Source organism: Nocardioides daedukensis, assembly GCF_013408415.1.
Classification (GTDB): domain Bacteria; phylum Actinomycetota; class Actinomycetes; order Propionibacteriales; family Nocardioidaceae; genus Nocardioides; species Nocardioides daedukensis.
This window is the reverse complement of sequence record NZ_JACCAA010000001.1, coordinates 3369409-3385487: the sequence shown is the minus strand read 5'-3', so window position 1 is coordinate 3385487 and position 16079 is coordinate 3369409. Positions and strand designations below refer to the sequence as shown.

Here is a 16079-nt window from a genome sequence, read left to right as displayed (position 1 = left end):
GGTCGATGTCGCCTCGCGCGCTGGGCCTGCTCATGGGCTTCGTGGCCGACCGCCTGCTCGGTGACCCGGCACGGTTCCACCCGGTCGCCGGTTTTGGCCGGGTCGCCGGGGCGGTCGAGCAGAGGATGTACGCCGACTCGCGGTCGCGCGGCGTCCTCTTCACCGCCTCCCTGGTCGGCGGCACCGCCGCGCTCGGTCTGGCCGTCGAGCGCTCGCTCCGCGACCGGCCGGCCCTGCTCGCGACTGCGACCGCAACCGCCACCTGGGCAGTCCTCGGCGGCACCTCACTGGGTCGCGAGGCGACAGCGGTCCACGCGTTCCTCGCCACGGACGACCTGCCCGGCGCCAGGCTGAGGCTGACCCACCTCGTCGGCCGCGACACCTCACAGCTGACCGAGAACGAGGTCGCCCGCGCCACCATCGAGTCGGTCGCGGAGAACACCTCCGACGCGGTCACCGCTCCCCTGGTCTGGGGGGCACTGCTCGGGGTGCCGGGACTCGTGGGCTATCGCGCAGCCAACACCCTCGACGCCATGGTCGGACACCGCAACCCGCGCTACGAGCGCTTCGGGTGGGCGAGCGCGCGGTGGGACGACCTGCTCAACCTGGCCGGAGCGCGCCTCGCCGCGCTCCTCGCGGCTGCTCTCGCGCCCAGCGTCGGCGGATCAACCCGCGCGGCCCTCACCGCGTGGCACGCCGACGCGCGGCACCACCCGAGCCCCAACGCCGGCCCGATCGAAGCCTCCTTCGCCGGAGCGCTGGGCATCCAGCTGGGCGGTGTCAACCGCTATGGCGACCGGGTCGAGGACCGGCACACGCTCGGCTCCGGGACCCCGCCGCAGGCCGCAGACATCGACCGGGCACGGGTCCTGGCCGATCGCGTCGCCCTCGGTTCGGTTGCGGTCGCCGCCCTCAGCGCTGGAGCAGCGGGAGCACGGCGCCGGGCTCGCTGACCGTCGGCACGTCCGCCGCGGCGCCCGAGACGGCCGAGGCACGGCGTACGACCACGACCGGGAGGCCCAGTTCCCCGGCGGCGGCCATCTTGGGCCAGGTCCAGGTGCCACCGGAGTCCTTGGTGACCAGGCAGTCCACCCGATGCTCACGCATCAGCGCGAGCTCCGATTCCAGTGCGTAGGGTCCGCGCGAGAGCAGCAAGGTCCACCCCCGCGGCAGGTCGATGTCGGGCTCGTCGACGACCCGCGCCAGCACGTGTGCCGACCCCAGCGGGCCGGTGAATCGGCCGAGGGACTGCCGACCGATGGTGAGGAACGGGCGGCGACCCAGCTGGGCGGTGAGCGACGCGGCCTCCTCGTGGGAGTCGACCCAGTGCCAGTCGTGCGCACCGGGAGCCGTGGCCCAGCCCGGTCGTTCGAGCCGGATCAGCGGCACCGTCTCGGCTGCACAGGCCTCGACGGCGTTGCGGGACATCCCCGCGGCGAACGGGTGCGTGGCGTCGACGACCGCATCGAACCCCTGCTCACGCAGGAAGGACCGGAGTCCTGGAACACCGCCGAAGCCGCCGATGCGGACCTCGCCCACCGGCAGCCGCGGCCGGGCGACCCGTCCAGCGAGCGTGGAGAGGAAGTCGATGCCGGCGTCCTCGAGCAGCTTCGCGAGGGCGCGCGCCTCGCCGGTCCCGCCGAGGATGAGCACCCTCATCGCGATGCTCCCGGCTCGAGTGCACGAAGTCCGGCGGGCGCCCCGTGGGTGGCAAGGTCCAGGAGTCCGTCGACGTCGAGGTGTTCCTCGACCAGGTCGCCGAGCAGGTCGAGGCGGGCCTCACGCCGCTCGGGGAAGCTGACGCCCGACGCGGTCCAGGCGCGACCGGCCGCGGCGGCCACCTCGCGGAGCAGCGCCGCCCGGAAGCGATCACCCTCCAAGGAGCCGTGCCACATGGTCCCGAAGACATTGCCCGCGCGGGCGCCCCCGAGGAACTCCTGGCCACCGTGGCGGGTGATCCGGCCATGGTGGATCTCGTAGCCCGAGGTCTCCTCGCCCAGTGCGGTCCCGGTCGGCAGCCGGAGCGCCTTCTCCTCGGCGAAGGTGGTGGTGACCTCCAGCAGGCCCAGGCCCTCCACCGCTGCGCCCACCTCGCCCTCGACGCCGGCGGGGTCCTCGATGCGCCGGCCGAGCATCTGGAATCCCCCGCAGATGCCGAGCACCGACCTGCCGGCGGCCGCGTGCTCACGGATCGCCCGGTCCAGGCCCCGCGCTCGCAGCCAGGCCAGGTCGGAGAGGGTCGCGCGTGTGCCGGGCAGGACCACAAGGTCGGCGTCGGCGATCCCGCGCGGATCGCCGACGAAGACCACGTCGAGGTCCGGCTCGATGCCGAGCGCGTCGACGTCGGTGAAGTTGGAGACCCGGGGCAGGCGGACCACGGCAACCTTCAGGGCTGCGCTGCCGTCCGGCGTACGTCGTCCCTCGAGGTCGAGCGCGTCCTCGGAGTCCAGCCAAAGACCGGGATCCCACGGAAGCGTTCCATGGACCCGGCGTCCGGTGAGCTCCTCGAGCTGTGCCAGACCGGGGGCGAGCAGTGTCGCGTCGCCGCGGAACTTGTTGACGATGAAGCCCGCGACGAGCGCCTGGTCGGCGGCCTCGAGCAGCGCGACCGTGCCATGCATCGCGGCGAAGACTCCCCCGCGGTCGATGTCACCGACCACCACCGTGGGGACGGAGCCGTGCCGCGCCAGGCCCATGTTGACGTAGTCGCTCTCCCGCAGGTTGATCTCGGTCGGGCTCCCCGCACCCTCGGCGACCACGATGTCGAAGCGCTCGCGGAGGTCGTCGAAGGCGGCGTAGGCCGCATCGGCCAGGTGTCGCCGTCCGTCGACGAAGTCGCGGCTCGAGATCCTGCCCGCGGGCTGGCCCATCACCACCACGTGACTCTCGCGGTCGCCCCCCGGCTTGAGCAGGACCGGGTTCATCGCCGCCTCGGGGGTGGCACGGGCGGCGAGCGCCTGGATCCACTGGGCCCGCCCGATCTCCGCGCCCGCCCCGTCCGGTCCCGCACAGACCATCGAGTTGTTCGACATGTTCTGGCTCTTGAACGGAGCCACGCTCAGGCCGCGCCGCACGAACGCCCGGCACAGTCCGGTGGTGACGATGCTCTTGCCTGCGTCAGAGGTGGTGCCGGCGATGAGAAGGGCACCAGGAGTCATGCCCGCAGACTATCGGCGGCAGCGTGCCGGGCTCACCGCGGCCAGACCCCGGACGAGCCGCGCCGGTGCGACGTCACCAGGTGGGTGTCGACGATGCCGACGGCCTCCATCAGCGCATACATCGTGGTTGGTCCGACGTGGGCGAACCCCTTCTTCTTCAGTGCCTTGGCGAGCGCGAGCGACTCCGCGGACTGCGTGGGGATCTCCTCGTACGTCGTGGGCTCGGGCGTCGTGACCGGCTGGAAGGACCACACGAAGTCGACCAGCCCACCCTCCTCGCGCAGGGCCAGGGTCGCGCGGGCATTGGTGATAGTGGCATCGATCTTGCGACGGTTGCGCACGATGCCTGAGTCGGCCAGTAACCGCTCGCGATCGGCGTCCTCGTAGGCCGCCACCTTCTCGGGATCGAATCCGTCGAAGGCCTCGCGGAATGCCGGTCGCTTGCGCAGGATCGTGGCCCAGCTGAGCCCGGACTGGAACGCCTCCAGGCTGATCCGCTCGAAGAGGCCCTGCTCGTCGCGGACCGGCATCCCCCACTCGGTGTCGTAGTAGTCGCGCATCAACCCCGCGGTCGCTGCCCAGACCGGGCGGGCAAGGCCGTCCTCGCACATCACCGTCATGAGGGTCAGTGTGCCATCGGCTACCCGTCGAGCAGTCGTTCCAACACCGCCGCGACCCCGTCCTCGTCATGCGCGCCGGTCACCTCGTCGGCCACCATCAATGCCTCGGGTACCGCATTCGCGACCGCGACACCGCGACCGGACCACGACAGCATCTCGACATCGTTGAGGGCATCGCCGAAGGCGAGCACCTCACTGGGGTCGATGTCGAGCTCGGCGCAGAGCTGGGCCAGACCCCACGCCTTGGTGACTCCCTCGGCCATTACCTCGAGGAAGGGCGCACCGGAATGGGTGAGCTCGAACCCGGCCAGGCCCAGGGCCTGCGCGCGGAGGAGGAGATCTGCCGCGTCGACCGTGGCATGGCGCACGATGAGCTTCAGGCTCGGCTCGGCGACCACCGCCGCCAGCGCATGCGCCCCCATGCTCGCGGGATCACGCTTGTGGTCCTCGAAGTCGACGAGCTCCGCGTAGCCCTCCTGGGCCACGAAGACCTCGCCCTCCTCCCGCACACTGGCGTGGAGGACGCCGGGTACTGCTACCTCGAGTGCGGCGACCAGGGCCTGCTGGGCCTCGACCGTGATGCTCCGCTCGAACAACCGCTCACCGGTCCCGAGGTGAAGCCCGAGCGCACCGTTGCCGCACAGCGCCCACTCGACGAAGCCGCACTCCTCTGCGATCAGGCGCAGGCCGACAGGCTGCCGAGCGGTCACCGGCACGACATGGATCCCGGCAGCCCGGACCCGGTCCAGTGCCGTTCGCGTCCGGTCACTGATGTGCAGGTCCGGGCCCAGCAGCGTGTTGTCGAGGTCGGTGGCGACGAGGCGGACTGGCACGCCGCCGACCTTACGGTCGGCCGCCTCGACGGGTCACGCGGGGGCGGCCGGCTCGACGTAGACAGTCCCACCCAGTTTCACGAACTCCGCGGACTTCTCCTTCATCCCCACCTCGGGGGTGAGGTCCGAAGCGAATCGTGTCCGCACGTCCTGACTGATCTTCATCGAGCAGAACTTCGGCCCGCACATCGAGCAGAAGTGCGCCGTCTTGCTCCCCTCCGCGGGCAGCGTCTCGTCGTGGAAGGCCTCGGCGGTGTGCGGGTCGAGCGAGAGCGCGAACTGGTCGCGCCAGCGGAACTCGAACCGTGCCTTGCTCAACGCGTCGTCCCAGTCGCGGGCCCGCGGGTGGCCCTTGGCCACGTCGGCCGCGTGTGCGGAGAGCTTGTAGGTGATCACTCCGGTCTTGACGTCGTCACGGTTGGGCAGTCCCAGATGCTCCTTGGGCGTGACATAGCAGAGCATCGCCGTGCCGTGCATGGCGATCGTTGCGGCTCCGATCGCGGAGGTGATGTGGTCATATCCCGGTGCGATGTCGGTGGCCAGTGGCCCGAGCGTGTAGAACGGCGCGCCCTTGCACCAGTCCTGCTGGAGGGTGACGTTCTCCTCGACCAGGTTGAGCGGCACGTGACCGGGCCCCTCCACCATCACCTGTACGTCGTGCCGCCAGGCGCGCTCGGTCAACTCGGCCAACGTGCGCAGCTCGGAGAACTGGGCCTCGTCGTTGGCGTCCGCGGTGGAACCGGGCCGCAGCCCGTCGCCGAGGCTGAAGGACACGTCGTACTGGGTGAAGATCTCGCAGAGCTCGTCGAAGTGGGTGTAGAGGAAGTTCTCCGCGTGGTGGGCCAGGCACCAGCCGGCCATGATCGATCCGCCTCGGGAGACGATGCCGGTCACCCGGTCAGCAGTCATCGGGACGTAGGGCAGCAGCACCCCGGCATGGATGGTCATGTAGTCGACGCCCTGCTCGCACTGCTCGATCACGGTGTCCCTGAAGATCTCCCAGGTCAGTTTGTCCGCCTCACCGTTGACCTTCTCGAGGGCCTGGTAGATCGGCACCGTGCCGATCGGGACGGGGCTGTTCCGAATGATCCACTCGCGCGTGGTGTGGATGTCGTCGCCGGTGGAGAGGTCCATCACCGTGTCGGCGCCCCAGGTCACTGCCCAGGTGAGCTTGTCGACCTCCTCGGCGATGGAGCTGGTGACAGCGGAGTTGCCGATGTTGGCGTTCACCTTCACCAGGAAGCGCTTGCCGATGATCATCGGCTCGGCCTCGGGGTGGTTGACGTTGAGCGGGATGATCGCGCGGCCGGCCGCGAGCTCGCTGCGGACCAGCTCCACGTCGCAGCCCTCGCGGATCGCGACGAACTCCATCTCCGGGGTGATGATGCCGCGGCGCGCGTAGTGCATCTGAGTGACGTTGCGGCCGCTGATCGCCTTGCGGGGTTGAGCATTCTCGCCCTGCCACTCCTCGGCGGCTGCGCCTCGACGCAGTGCGGAGCGGCCGTTGTCGAGCAGCTGCACCTCACGTCCGGTGTAGCTCACGGTGTCGCCGCGCTCCTCGACCCAGTCCGCGCGCAGCCGGGGCAGGCCGACCTCCGGCCTCGACCCGGGCCCCTCGGTGGCATAGCGGTCGAACGTCTCGTTGTTGGTCAGCTGCACGCGGGTCTGCGGCACGGCAATGTCGGGCCGGCTGCCGGGGACGTGGATGCGGGTGTGGGCGGCGTGGACGGTCATCGGAGGCTCCTCGTTGTTGGGGTTGCTCAGTCATGGGTTGGTCAGTGTGATGGGTGTGAGGCGGCCACGTGGGCGATCGGGCCCCTGCCTCGGCCGAGCTCCCAGCGCCGGCTCAGGGCAAGCTGTTGAGAGGTGTACGCCGCGGCGCACCGGCAGGCGGTCTCCAGCTCGATCCCCTGTGCCAGCAGGGATGCGAGCGCTGCTGAGTAGGTGCACCCGGTGCCGTGGTCGTTCTCCGTCGCGAGCGCGGGATGGCTGAGCGCGACCGGTGTCTGACCCAGTAGCGCCAGCCAGTCGGTACAGGTGCCGGTGGTCCCGCCCCCGGTGACCACGACGGCCGGGCCTCCTGCGGACCCCGCACCACCACACTGGGCCGCCAGCCTCGCGGCGAGCTCCTCGGGCGGGAATCCGCAGGCACCGTCCACCCCGAGCAGGGCGGCAGCCTCCTCAACGTTCGGGGTAACCACGGTGGCGATCGGTAGCAGGTGATCGACGTAGGCCGCACGCACCGACTCGTCCCCCAACACTGCCCCCGAGGTGGCGATCAGGACCGGATCGACCACGAGGCGAAGGTGTCCGAGCCGCTCGGCAACGAGCCGGACCACCTCGGGCGAGCCGAGCATCCCGGTCTTCACACTGGCCACGGTCAAGTCGTCCAGCACTGCGGCGATCTGCTCGTCGATCATGTCGAGCGGTGGCACGTGGACGGCGTGGACACCGGTGGTGTCCTGAGCGGTGATCGCGGTGACCACGCAGGCACCGTGGGCGCGATGGGCGGCGATCGTGGCGAGGTCGGCGGCCAGTCCTGCCGCGCCTCCGGAGTCGGTCCCGGCCACGGCCAGGACGACGGGCGGATCGGTACTCATGCGGCCTCCTCGAGCAGGGCGGCGACGACGGCACCGGGCTCTGCGGCGCGCATCACGGCGCCCATCACCGCCACTCCGTGGGCGCCGGCATCGCGTGCCGCGCGGGCGTTTCGGGGCGTGATCCCGCCGAGGGCATAGACCGGCACCCGGTGGTCGGCGTACGCATCCGGGCCCAGCGCCGGTCCGTGGCCGGGCTTGCTGGGCGTGAGCGCGAACGGCGAGAGGGTCACGTAGTCGACGCCGTCGGCTGCGGCTCGGTACACCTCCGTCCGGGTGTGGCAGGACCGGCCGAGCAGCTGGTGTGCCGTCGCTGTCGGCAGCACGTGGCGAGTGGGGTCCGACGGTTGGTGCAGGCCGTGCGCAACCGGATCGGCGATGTGTGAGGAGATCACGGTCAGGCCGGGCAGGTCGGCCAGCGCCGCCACCAGGGCGTGCCGGGCGTCCGGCGGCAGGTCGTGCTCGCGGACCACCAGGTGGGTGAGTCCCGCCTCGACGCACTCGTGCACCGTGCGGACCAGGCCGCGGCCGAGCCTGAGCTGCGAGCGATCGGTGAGCAGCAGCAGTCGAGGCAAAGTCCCTGGTGCCACGCTTGATGTCGAGCTCATCGGATCAACCCCTTGGTGGTGCTCGACGCCCTGGCCACTTCGCGCCGAGGGATCCGTCCGGCGCCGCGGGCCGCCAGTCCGCCCTGCACCCCGAGCCGCAGGGCGCGTGCCATCGCCACCGGGTCTTCGGCCCTGGTGATCGCGCTCGCTGCCAGCACCGCGGAACATCCCAGCTCCATGGCCAGCGCGGCATCGGAGGCGGTGCCGATGCCCGCATCCAGGACGACGGGTACGTCGACCGCCGCCACCACCGATTCGATGGCGTGCGGGTTCAGGATTCCCAGCCCGGAACCGATCGGCGAGCCCAACGGCATCACTGCGGCGCACCCCGCGTCAGCAAGCCTGCGGGCCAGCACCGGGTCGTCGTTGGTGTAGGGCAGGACGGTGAATCCCTTGCGGACAAGGGATTCGGCGGCCTCGAGGAGCTGGGTTCCGTCCGGCATCAGGTTGGTCTCGTCACCGATCACCTCGAGCTTGATCCAGTCGGTCCCGAGCGCCTCCCGCGCCAGCTCGGCGGTCAGGATCGCCTCGCGGGCGCTCAGGCAACCGGCGGTGTTGGGCAGCACCGGGACGCCCAGGCGACGGATCGTCGACAGCGGCCCACCCGCGGCGAGTGACGACGTACGCCGCATGCTCACCGTGACCAGTGCCGGCTCGGCGGCCTCGATGATCGGTGCCAGCAGTGCGGCGTTCGGCAGGCCACCGCTGCCCAGGAGGAGGTGGGAGTCGAACGCGCGACCGGCGATCTGGAGAGTCATCCGCCCTGCACCGCCGTCACGATCTCGATCCGGTCCCCGGAGACGAGGCGTCGGTCCGCGATCCTGGGTTGCGGCACGACCTCGCCGTTGAGGGCCACCGCAGTTCCGCGGCGCTCGGTGGGCAGGAGTGCGGTGAGGGGTGTCCCGTCGGCCACTTCCGTGGCGGCTCCGTTGAGGGTGATCAGCATGGATTTCCTTCCTGGCTTGACGATTCGAAGCGAGATGGGTCGAGTGCGGAATCGGGTGGCGCGCCCTCGACGGCGTCCGCGACCAGCTGCGCGGCGAGAGGGGCGAGAAGTACGCCGTGCCGGAACAGACCGGCGGCAAGGACGACGTCGTCGCGTCCCGGCGCGCGCCCGATCAGCGGGAGGTGGTCCGGACTGGCCGGCCTGTCCCGGGCGATCGCCTCGGTGAAGGTGGCCCGGTCCAGGCCCGACAGGAGGGTGCGTGCGTCCTCGATGAGCGCGTGGATCCCGCCGAGCGTCACCTCGGGTGGGGCGTCGTGCTCCTCGCTGGTGGCACCGATGACGATGCCGCCTCCGGTGCGCGGCACGACATAGACCTGACGTCCACGCACCCAGCCCCTGACCGTGCGGGTGGGCGGGTCGACACAGTGGCCGCGGATGATCTCGCCACGCACACCGCGGACCAGGTGCGACCAGGGCTGCGGGAGATGCGCGCCCGTGGCGAGCACCATCTTCTCCGCACCGAAGGCCTCCGCGCCGATGTCGGGAACGACGTCGACCCGACGGCGCAGGGCGCCGACCACCGCGCGTGGGTCGACGCTGTGGTCGTCGGCCAGCAGGAGTCCGCCAGCGACCCGTGGGTGCAGTCGGGGTTCGAGGGCGCGCACGGCCGTGTTGCCGAGCAGCTCGGCCGTGCCCAGGAGCCGGGCCTGACGTTCGACCTGCTGCAGGTCCCCGCGGTCATGGCCGACGAGCAGGGTGCCGGTGCGATGCACGGCCACGCCGAGCCGCTCGGCGTACTCCGCCCACAACGCCATGCTCCGCAGCCCCAGCCGCAGGATCTCCTCCTCGCCGTGCCAGACCTCGCTGCTCGGGCTGAGCATCCCGGCAGCGGCATGCGACGCCCCGGCACCCGGGGTCGGGTCGATGACGGTGACTTCGTGCCCGCGGCGGGCGAGCTCGTCGGCGACGGAGAGGCCGATGATGCCCGCGCCGCGCACCAGCACCCGCATCAGGACACGGCTTCGACGAGTTCCCTTGCGGCACGTAGTGGGTCCAGATGTCGCCAGATGGCACCGATCGCGGCCACGCCGTGTGCTCCGGCCCGGCGTGCGGCCCCGGCGGTGGTGGCGTCGATGCCACCGATGGCGATCAGCGGCAGGATTCCGGAGGCCTCGCGCAGCGCATTCACGCCCAGCGGGTCCGGCAGGCCGGTCTTCGTCGTGGTGGCGAAGATCGGTCCGAAGCCCGCATAGTCCGCTCCGTCGGCCCGGGCCTGCCTGACTTGGCGAGCGCTGCGGCAGGTGGCGCCGATCAACAGGCGTGGCGCCAACTGTCGGGCGGCGGCGACCGGAAGGTCCGAGGCCCCGAGATGTACGCCGTGAGCTCCCGCGGCGAGGGCCACGTCGAGGCGATCGTTGACCACCACACAGGCCCCGGTGGCCAGGGCGGACTCGGTCGCGGTGCGGAGCTCGCGGGTGGAGGCGGCCTTGGCGCGGACCTGGAACCCGTCCACTCCGAGCGCTGCCATCTCGGGCAGCAGGGTGAGGTCATCTGTGGTGTCGACCAGGCAAAAAAGTCGTGCAAGCACGGAACTGCTCCTCGCTTCCTGCGCCGGCATTACCCGGATCAGGTTCTACGGTCGGAGCGGCTTCAGCCCCATCTCAGCCCGCTGCCGCGAGCACCCGTGGTGGATTTGCCCCGACGATAGCGCAGGGGCTGGCGCCGGTCACGGCTGGTAGTTGAGGGGCACTGACCCGCGGCCACAAAACTTTCTTCGATTGGTGTCCACAGTTCGGGATATTGGCGCTGTTTCGGGGCTTCGTTGTCGGTGCTGCCTGATTGAGTTCTAGTCATGAACAACACCGCAGCCGCCACCACGTTCGGGGTCGAGGACCTCGACGGTGCTGCGCTGTGTTCAGAGGTCTCCGGGCTCTCGCGAGACGCCCTCGCAATCGCGGCACGGCGCTACGCGGTGGCCCACCAGTGGTGCATCACCCACCCGCTCCTCGATGACGGCGACGCTGCCACGTTCGGTGACGTCAGGCTGCCGGGCCTGTCCGGATGCGACTCCCGCGTCGGCGGCGAAGGAACACCCGGTGTAGCGGTCTTCGCCGTCGAGGCCTACGCCGCCACCGCAGGCCTGTCCACCGGAACCGCGGCACAGATCCTCTCCGACGCCCTCGACCTACAGCACCGCCTGCCACGCACCTGGGCCCGAGTCGTGGCACTGGAGCTGCCGGTCTGGACCGCGGCCCAGATCGCCCGCGACACCACCCGGCTCTCCCACAACTGCGTCAACTGGATCGACCAGCAGCTCGACGGACGGGGATCGTATGGGTGGAAGCAGATCCAGTTCGTCATCCGGCAAGCCATCGCCACCTTCCACCCCGAACTGATGAAGAAGGCCGAGACCGGCAAGGACGACTGGGACGTGCGCGTGAACCACGACGCCGGCTACGCGCCCGGCACCTCACGACTGGACGCGATCGGGGACAGCCTCGACCTGGAAAAGTTCCACCAGCTGATCAACGACGAAGCCACCACCCTCGGTCGCCTGGGTGACCCCGACACCCACGCCCAACGCAAAGCCAAAGCACTCGGCGTCATCGCCGACCGGCACGCCACCTGCCAGGACACCCTCGACCTCAGCGCCAGCGACCAGGCCGACGGAGGAGCGGGTGATCGAGCAGGGCGAGCAACGAGCCCGGACAGTCGAGACCACACCCCCAACCCCACTGCACAAGAGTCCGACGGTGCTGCCGGTCTGCAGCGCAGCCCGCTCACTCCCGAGGACTGCCCAGCCGACTACACCAAGGATGCGGTCCTCGACGCGATGGCCACAGCCCGAGCCGCAGCAGAAACAGCCGGGAAAGAGACTGGATCTGGCCGCCGCAGCCCTTCCGCGAACGGCACCTCCGATGGCCGCGACGCAGGCGGCCAGGGACATGCACCCAACGGTGGCCTGGCCGCCGCACTCGCCGATGCACAAGCCACCGCAGAAGCTGCCTTCGACGCCGCAGCCGCAGCCCGCGCCGCCTCCGTGGCGGCCGGATTCGGCGACCCGATCCACCCCACCACCGGCGCACCGCTCCCCGCGACCCGGTCCTACGTCACCGCCAAGCTCCACCTCCACTTCACCCTCGCCGACATCATCCGCACCCTGCGCGGCGACCTCGACCCCGACACGAAAGTGGTCGACGCCGGCAGGCTCGGAGCCCAGCTCCTGAGCCTCGTCCAGGACTGGCTGTCCCGGCTCGGATCAAACGCCCGGATCACACCCGTGATCGACCTGACCGAAGCCTGGGCCGTCGACCAGCACAACCCACCCGAGCGGATGCGCGAACAGGTCCAGCTCCGCGACCAACACTGCGTCTTCCCCTACTGCACCATCACCGCCAACCGCACCGACCTCGACCACATCGACGCCTACGACCCCCACGGTCCACCCGGGCAGACCAACCCCGACAACCTCGCCTGCCTGTGCAGGAGCCACCACCGGATGAAAACCTTCGCCGGCTGGACCTACCGGCGCGAACCCGACGGGTCCTACCACTGGAGCGACCCCTACGAACAGCGATGGCGAGTCACCCCCGGACAAGGCACCACCCCGCTCGATCCACCGGACGAGCACGCCATCAACCTGGCGGCCTGACCTTCGGTCAGGGAGCGAACAGGTCTCCGTGCTCGGCCACCCGCTCGAGCGTCTCCTCGAATCGGCACTGCTCGAGCTCGAGTGGATCATCCGCGCCGGCCTCGATCTCCGCCCACGTGCGCGGCGTCGCGACGTACGGCTTCTCCTTGCCCCGCAACGAGTAGGGCGAGATCGTGGTCTTCGATCCGGCGTTCTGCGACCAGTCCAGGAAGACCTTCCCGCCGCGTCGTGCCTTGGTCATCACCGCGGTGACCAGCTTGGGGTGCTCGGCCTGGAGCTCCTCCCCGATCTCCTTCGCCACCGCGGTCACCTCATCGCTGTCCCGCTTCCCGTCGAGGCGCGCATAGAGGTGCAGGCCCTTGCTACCGCTGGTCACCGGCAACGCCTCCAACGACCGCTCCGCCAGCTTCTCCCGCACCATCAGCGCCACGGTTGCGCACTCCGGCAGTCCGGCCGGCTCGCCGGGGTCGAGGTCGATCACCAGACGATTCGGGTGCTTGGGCCGTCCGGACTTCGTCACCGTCCACTGGTGCACGTGCAGCTCCAGGCTGGCCAGGTTGACCAGGTAGGCCAGCGCCGCGACGCCGTCGACGATCGGGAAGATCAGCTCGTCACCGTTGCGCGAGGATCCGCGCGACCCGGTCGTCGGCACCCGGGCGGTTCGCAACCACGACGGCGCCCCGGAGGGGACGTTCTTCTCGAAGAAGGACTTGTCCTGTACGCCGTGTGGCCACCGGATCCGGGTCACCGCACGGTCGGCGAGATGCGGCAGCAGGACCGGCGCGATCTGCACGTAGTAGTTCAGCACCTCGCCCTTGGTGGTCCCGGTCGCGGGATACATCACCTTGTCGAGGTTGCTGATCTTGAGCGTGCGGCCCTCGATCTCCGCGCGCATCTCACTCACGTGGCATCAGCTCATCGACCGATCGCGATGACCGGGTGCTTCCAGCTGTCCACGTGGGCCATCAGCGACTTCATCGTGCTGCGCGGGACGCTCACACAGCCCGCGGTCGCACCGCTGCCGTTGATGTGCAGGAAGATCGCACCGCCGCGGTGGCGCACCTGGCGAGTGGTGTTGAAGTTGATCACGATCGCCATCTCGTACTGCTCGATGTAGTCGGTGAGCAGCTCGGAGCTGTCCCGGTGCCCGCTGGAGAGCCACCACCGGAAGCCACCCTGGGACTTGTTGCGATAGCTGTTGTAGTGGTCGGACTGGTTGTCCAGGACCCAGTAGTCGCCACTGCGGATCCGCCGGTAGTCCAGGTTCCAGCCGGTCTGGCGCCAGTGCTTGCCGAAGCTGTCGGTCAGTCCGAACGTGCCCATCGGGGTGGTGCCGCTCCCCTGTTGCCGCTGCGACCCCCACACCAGGCCGCCATACCCGATCCGGGCATGGGAGGTGCCGAGCTTCTTCACCCAGCGGCCGTTGACCTTGTTCCACAGGTAGAGCCGGGCGTGATAGCCCGACGTCCGGTTGACGGTGATCACCTGCTTGGTGTGCGACCACACGGTGGCGCTCACCCCGTCGAGCCGCACGGTCGCGGCCTGGGCGGGTGGGCTACCGGCGCCGAAGAGGGTGGCTGAGACCAGGCTCAGGACGAGGACGAGACGCTTCATCAGATATCTCCCGGATCGATGTCTGTTCGGATCCCACGGTACGACGGCTGGCGCAGGCGTCCTTGGATGCCAAGCCCGAGGGACTCGACGTCGACCACGAGCAGCGGCTCCACCCACCGGGTGCCGGCGGCATCTATCCGAGGCACCTCCAGGAAGGGCGAGTCCTTGCGCTCGAGGGGCTCCAGCATCGCCTTGAGCACAGGCCCCACCTTGCCCGCGATGCCGCTGCCGACCCGTCCCCGGAAGACCAACCCCTGGTCCGTCGGCTCCCCGACGAGCACCGAGCCCACCCGGTGGTCCGAACCGGTCTCGGGGCGCCAGCCACCGATCACCCACGACGTACGCCGCCGGTGCGGGAACTTGAGCCAGTGCGGGCTGCGCGCCCCGAAGTCGTAGCGGGACGAGAGTCGCTTGGAGACGATCCCCTCGAGGCCCTGCTGGTCGGTGGCCTCCAGCAACATCTCGCCGTCGTCGTACGCCGGGGGCACCTGCCAGTGCGCGTCGACCAGATCAAGGTCGGCCAGCACCTCGCGACGGGCCGAGAGCGGCAGGCGGGACAGGTCTCGCCCGTCACGGCACATCACGTCGAAGACCAGGAACGTCACCGGGCGCTTGTCGACCAGACGCGCGGCCTTGCGGGCGTCGCGCACGTGCATCCGGTCGGCCAGGGCGCCGAAGCTCGGGATGCCCTGTTCGAAGGCGACCACCTCGCCGTCGAGGAGCAGGTCGCTGCCGACCTGGGCAAGGTCGTGCAGCTCGGGGAAGCTGACCGAGACGTCGTTCTCGTTGCGACTGGTCAGGCGCGCGCCGGTGCCGGTGATCTCGGCGAGGATGCGCATCCCGTCCCACTTCACCTCGTGACTCCACGCGTCGCCGGCGGGGACATGGTCGCCGCGGGTGGCCAGCATCGGTCGCATGTGGAACATCTTCGCGCAATACTGGGCACATGCGAGCGATCTGGAAGGGTGCCGTCTCCTTCGGCCTGGTGAGCGTCCCCGTCAAGCTCTATTCAGCGACCGAGAGCCACGATGTCTCGTTCCGGCAGGTGCACGCCAAGGACGGCGGCCGGATCAAGTACCAGCGTGTCTGCGCGATCGACGGCGAGGAGGTCGCCTACGCCGACATCGCCAAGGGCTACGAGACCGAGGACGGCGAGATGGTCATCCTCACCGACGACGACATGGCCGAGCTGCCGTCGACGTCGTCGCGGGAGATCGCGGTCGAGAAGTTCGTGCCCAGCGACCAGATCGACCCGATGCTCTTCGAGAAGTCCTACTACCTCGAACCGGAGAAGTCCGGCGCCAAGCCCTACGCCCTGCTCCGACAGGCACTTCTCGACGCCGACCGGATGGCCGTGGTGACGGTCGCCCTGCGGCAGCGTACGACGGTGGCGGTGCTGCGAGTGCGTTCCACCGAGGCCGGCGACGTGATCGTCCTGCAGACGATGATGTGGCCCGACGAGATCCGCGTCCCCGACTTCTCCGTGGAGGTCGGCGAGGTCAAGGACTCCGAGGTCAAGATGGCGCACATGCTGGTGGAGACACTGGCCGGCGACTTCGAGGCCTCCGAGTTCGAGGACGACTATGCCGAGGCCGTCGAGGCCCTGGTGAAGACGAAGGTCGAGGGCGGCGAGGTCAAGCGCACCCCGACTGCGACCAAGTCCTCTGGCGAGGTCGTCGACCTGCTGGCCGCGCTGCAGAAGTCGGTCGCCGCAGCCAAGGAGTCGCGAGGCGAGCCGGACACGGAGAAGAAGACCAGTCCCGCCAAGAAGGCTTCCGCGGCTGACACGAGCGAGTCCGAGAAGGCTCCGGCCAAGAAGTCCGCGGCGAAGAAGTCGACCGCCAAGAAGGCGGCACCTGCCAAGAAGGCCCCAGCAAAGAAGTCCGCAGCCAAGAAGTCCGCGGCGAAGAAGCCGGCTGCCAAGAAGGCTCCGGCGAAGAAGGCCAGCTGAGGCAGCTCAGCCTTGGCCCGTCTCGCCCAGGACGGCCAGGACTTCCGCGCGACCAGGGCTTCGGGACGATCAGGGCTTCGAGACGACCAGGACTTCCGCG

At 69.9% G+C, this 16079-nt stretch carries 17 protein-coding genes and 1 riboswitch; of the genes, 3 read left to right on the top strand and 14 right to left on the bottom strand.

The genetic code is table 11. The annotated features are described in order from the left end of the window. The first annotated feature begins 5 nt into the window (after positions 1 to 5). Positions 6 to 953: a cobalamin biosynthesis protein gene (locus BJ980_RS16485; protein ID WP_179503965.1), complete on the top strand. Its 948-nt coding sequence runs from the start codon at positions 6 to 8 to the stop codon at positions 951 to 953. Here the strand turns inward: BJ980_RS16485 and BJ980_RS16480 are convergent. The 11 genes from BJ980_RS16480 to BJ980_RS16430 all read right to left on the bottom strand — a co-directional run bounded on the left by BJ980_RS16480 (position 913) and on the right by BJ980_RS16430 (position 10350). Then, positions 913 to 1659, bottom strand: coding sequence for a cobalt-precorrin-6A reductase (locus BJ980_RS16480; protein WP_179503293.1), 747 nt, complete (start codon positions 1657 to 1659; stop codon positions 913 to 915). The genes BJ980_RS16485 and BJ980_RS16480 overlap by 41 nt on opposite strands. After that, entirely contained in the window at positions 1656 to 3158 is a 1503-nt protein-coding gene (locus tag BJ980_RS16475; protein ID WP_179503292.1) for a cobyric acid synthase, read from the bottom strand. The genes BJ980_RS16480 and BJ980_RS16475 overlap by 4 nt, the downstream gene beginning before the upstream one ends. A gap of 32 nt (positions 3159 to 3190) precedes the next feature. Next, on the bottom strand, positions 3191 to 3778 hold the full coding sequence (locus BJ980_RS16470; protein ID WP_179503291.1) for a DNA-3-methyladenine glycosylase I: 588 nt from the start codon (positions 3776 to 3778) through the stop codon (positions 3191 to 3193). Positions 3779 to 3798: 20 nt separating this feature from the next. Beyond that, positions 3799 to 4611 (bottom strand): HAD-IIB family hydrolase, encoded by an 813-nt coding sequence (locus BJ980_RS16465; protein ID WP_179503290.1) that lies wholly within the window; start codon positions 4609 to 4611, stop codon positions 3799 to 3801. A gap of 33 nt (positions 4612 to 4644) precedes the next feature. Continuing rightward, entirely contained in the window at positions 4645 to 6345 is a 1701-nt protein-coding gene (thiC, locus tag BJ980_RS16460) for a phosphomethylpyrimidine synthase ThiC (RefSeq protein WP_179503289.1), read from the bottom strand. A 41-nt stretch (positions 6346 to 6386) separates the two neighbouring features. Continuing rightward, positions 6387 to 7211: a bifunctional hydroxymethylpyrimidine kinase/phosphomethylpyrimidine kinase gene (gene thiD / locus BJ980_RS16455; protein WP_179503288.1), complete on the bottom strand. Its 825-nt coding sequence runs from the start codon at positions 7209 to 7211 to the stop codon at positions 6387 to 6389. Beyond that, a complete protein-coding gene (locus tag BJ980_RS16450) occupies positions 7208 to 7816 on the bottom strand; it encodes a thiamine phosphate synthase (protein ID WP_179503287.1) in 609 nt (202 codons plus the stop codon). Before BJ980_RS16450 ends, thiD begins: the two co-directional genes overlap by 4 nt. Next, positions 7813 to 8574 carry a thiazole synthase gene (locus BJ980_RS16445; protein WP_179503286.1) on the bottom strand — a complete coding sequence of 254 codons (762 nt, stop codon included), beginning with the start codon at positions 8572 to 8574 and terminating at the stop codon, positions 7813 to 7815. The genes BJ980_RS16450 and BJ980_RS16445 overlap by 4 nt, the downstream gene beginning before the upstream one ends. Continuing rightward, entirely contained in the window at positions 8571 to 8762 is a 192-nt protein-coding gene (thiS, locus tag BJ980_RS16440) for a sulfur carrier protein ThiS (RefSeq protein ID WP_179503285.1), read from the bottom strand. The genes BJ980_RS16445 and thiS overlap by 4 nt, the downstream gene beginning before the upstream one ends. Then, positions 8756 to 9772 (bottom strand): FAD-dependent oxidoreductase, encoded by a 1017-nt coding sequence (locus BJ980_RS16435; RefSeq protein ID WP_179503284.1) that lies wholly within the window; start codon positions 9770 to 9772, stop codon positions 8756 to 8758. The genes thiS and BJ980_RS16435 overlap by 7 nt, the downstream gene beginning before the upstream one ends. Continuing rightward, the gene (locus tag BJ980_RS16430; RefSeq protein ID WP_179503283.1) at positions 9772 to 10350 is read right to left on the bottom strand and encodes a thiamine phosphate synthase; all 579 of its coding nucleotides are present in this window, start codon (positions 10348 to 10350) and stop codon (positions 9772 to 9774) included. The genes BJ980_RS16435 and BJ980_RS16430 overlap by 1 nt, the downstream gene beginning before the upstream one ends. Beyond that, a riboswitch (TPP riboswitch) is annotated at positions 10348 to 10458 on the bottom strand. (Overlaps the previous gene by 3 nt.) Positions 10459 to 10614: 156 nt before the next feature. Here BJ980_RS16430 and BJ980_RS16425 point away from each other — a divergent pair. Continuing rightward, positions 10615 to 12414 (top strand): HNH endonuclease signature motif containing protein, encoded by a 1800-nt coding sequence (locus BJ980_RS16425; protein ID WP_179503282.1) that lies wholly within the window; start codon positions 10615 to 10617, stop codon positions 12412 to 12414. A 7-nt stretch (positions 12415 to 12421) separates the two neighbouring features. Here the strand turns inward: BJ980_RS16425 and ligD (BJ980_RS16420) are convergent, their stop codons facing one another. The 3 genes from ligD (BJ980_RS16420) to ligD (BJ980_RS16410) are packed head-to-tail and all read right to left on the bottom strand — an operon-like array spanning position 12422 to position 14954. Further along, positions 12422 to 13309 (bottom strand): non-homologous end-joining DNA ligase, encoded by an 888-nt coding sequence (gene ligD / locus BJ980_RS16420; RefSeq protein WP_179503964.1) that lies wholly within the window; start codon positions 13307 to 13309, stop codon positions 12422 to 12424. A gap of 20 nt (positions 13310 to 13329) precedes the next feature. After that, complete coding sequence (locus BJ980_RS16415) at positions 13330 to 14028, bottom strand: L,D-transpeptidase family protein (protein ID WP_179503281.1); 699 nt, start codon at positions 14026 to 14028, stop codon at positions 13330 to 13332. After that, complete coding sequence (ligD, locus tag BJ980_RS16410) at positions 14028 to 14954, bottom strand: non-homologous end-joining DNA ligase (protein WP_218855553.1); 927 nt, start codon at positions 14952 to 14954, stop codon at positions 14028 to 14030. The genes BJ980_RS16415 and ligD (BJ980_RS16410) overlap by 1 nt, the downstream gene beginning before the upstream one ends. Before the next feature lie 20 nt (positions 14955 to 14974). Here ligD (BJ980_RS16410) and ku point away from each other — a divergent pair, with 20 nt between their 5' ends. Beyond that, positions 14975 to 15979 carry a non-homologous end joining protein Ku gene (gene ku, locus BJ980_RS16405; RefSeq protein ID WP_179503279.1) on the top strand — a complete coding sequence of 335 codons (1005 nt, stop codon included), beginning with the start codon at positions 14975 to 14977 and terminating at the stop codon, positions 15977 to 15979. Positions 15980 to 16079 lie beyond the last annotated feature (100 nt).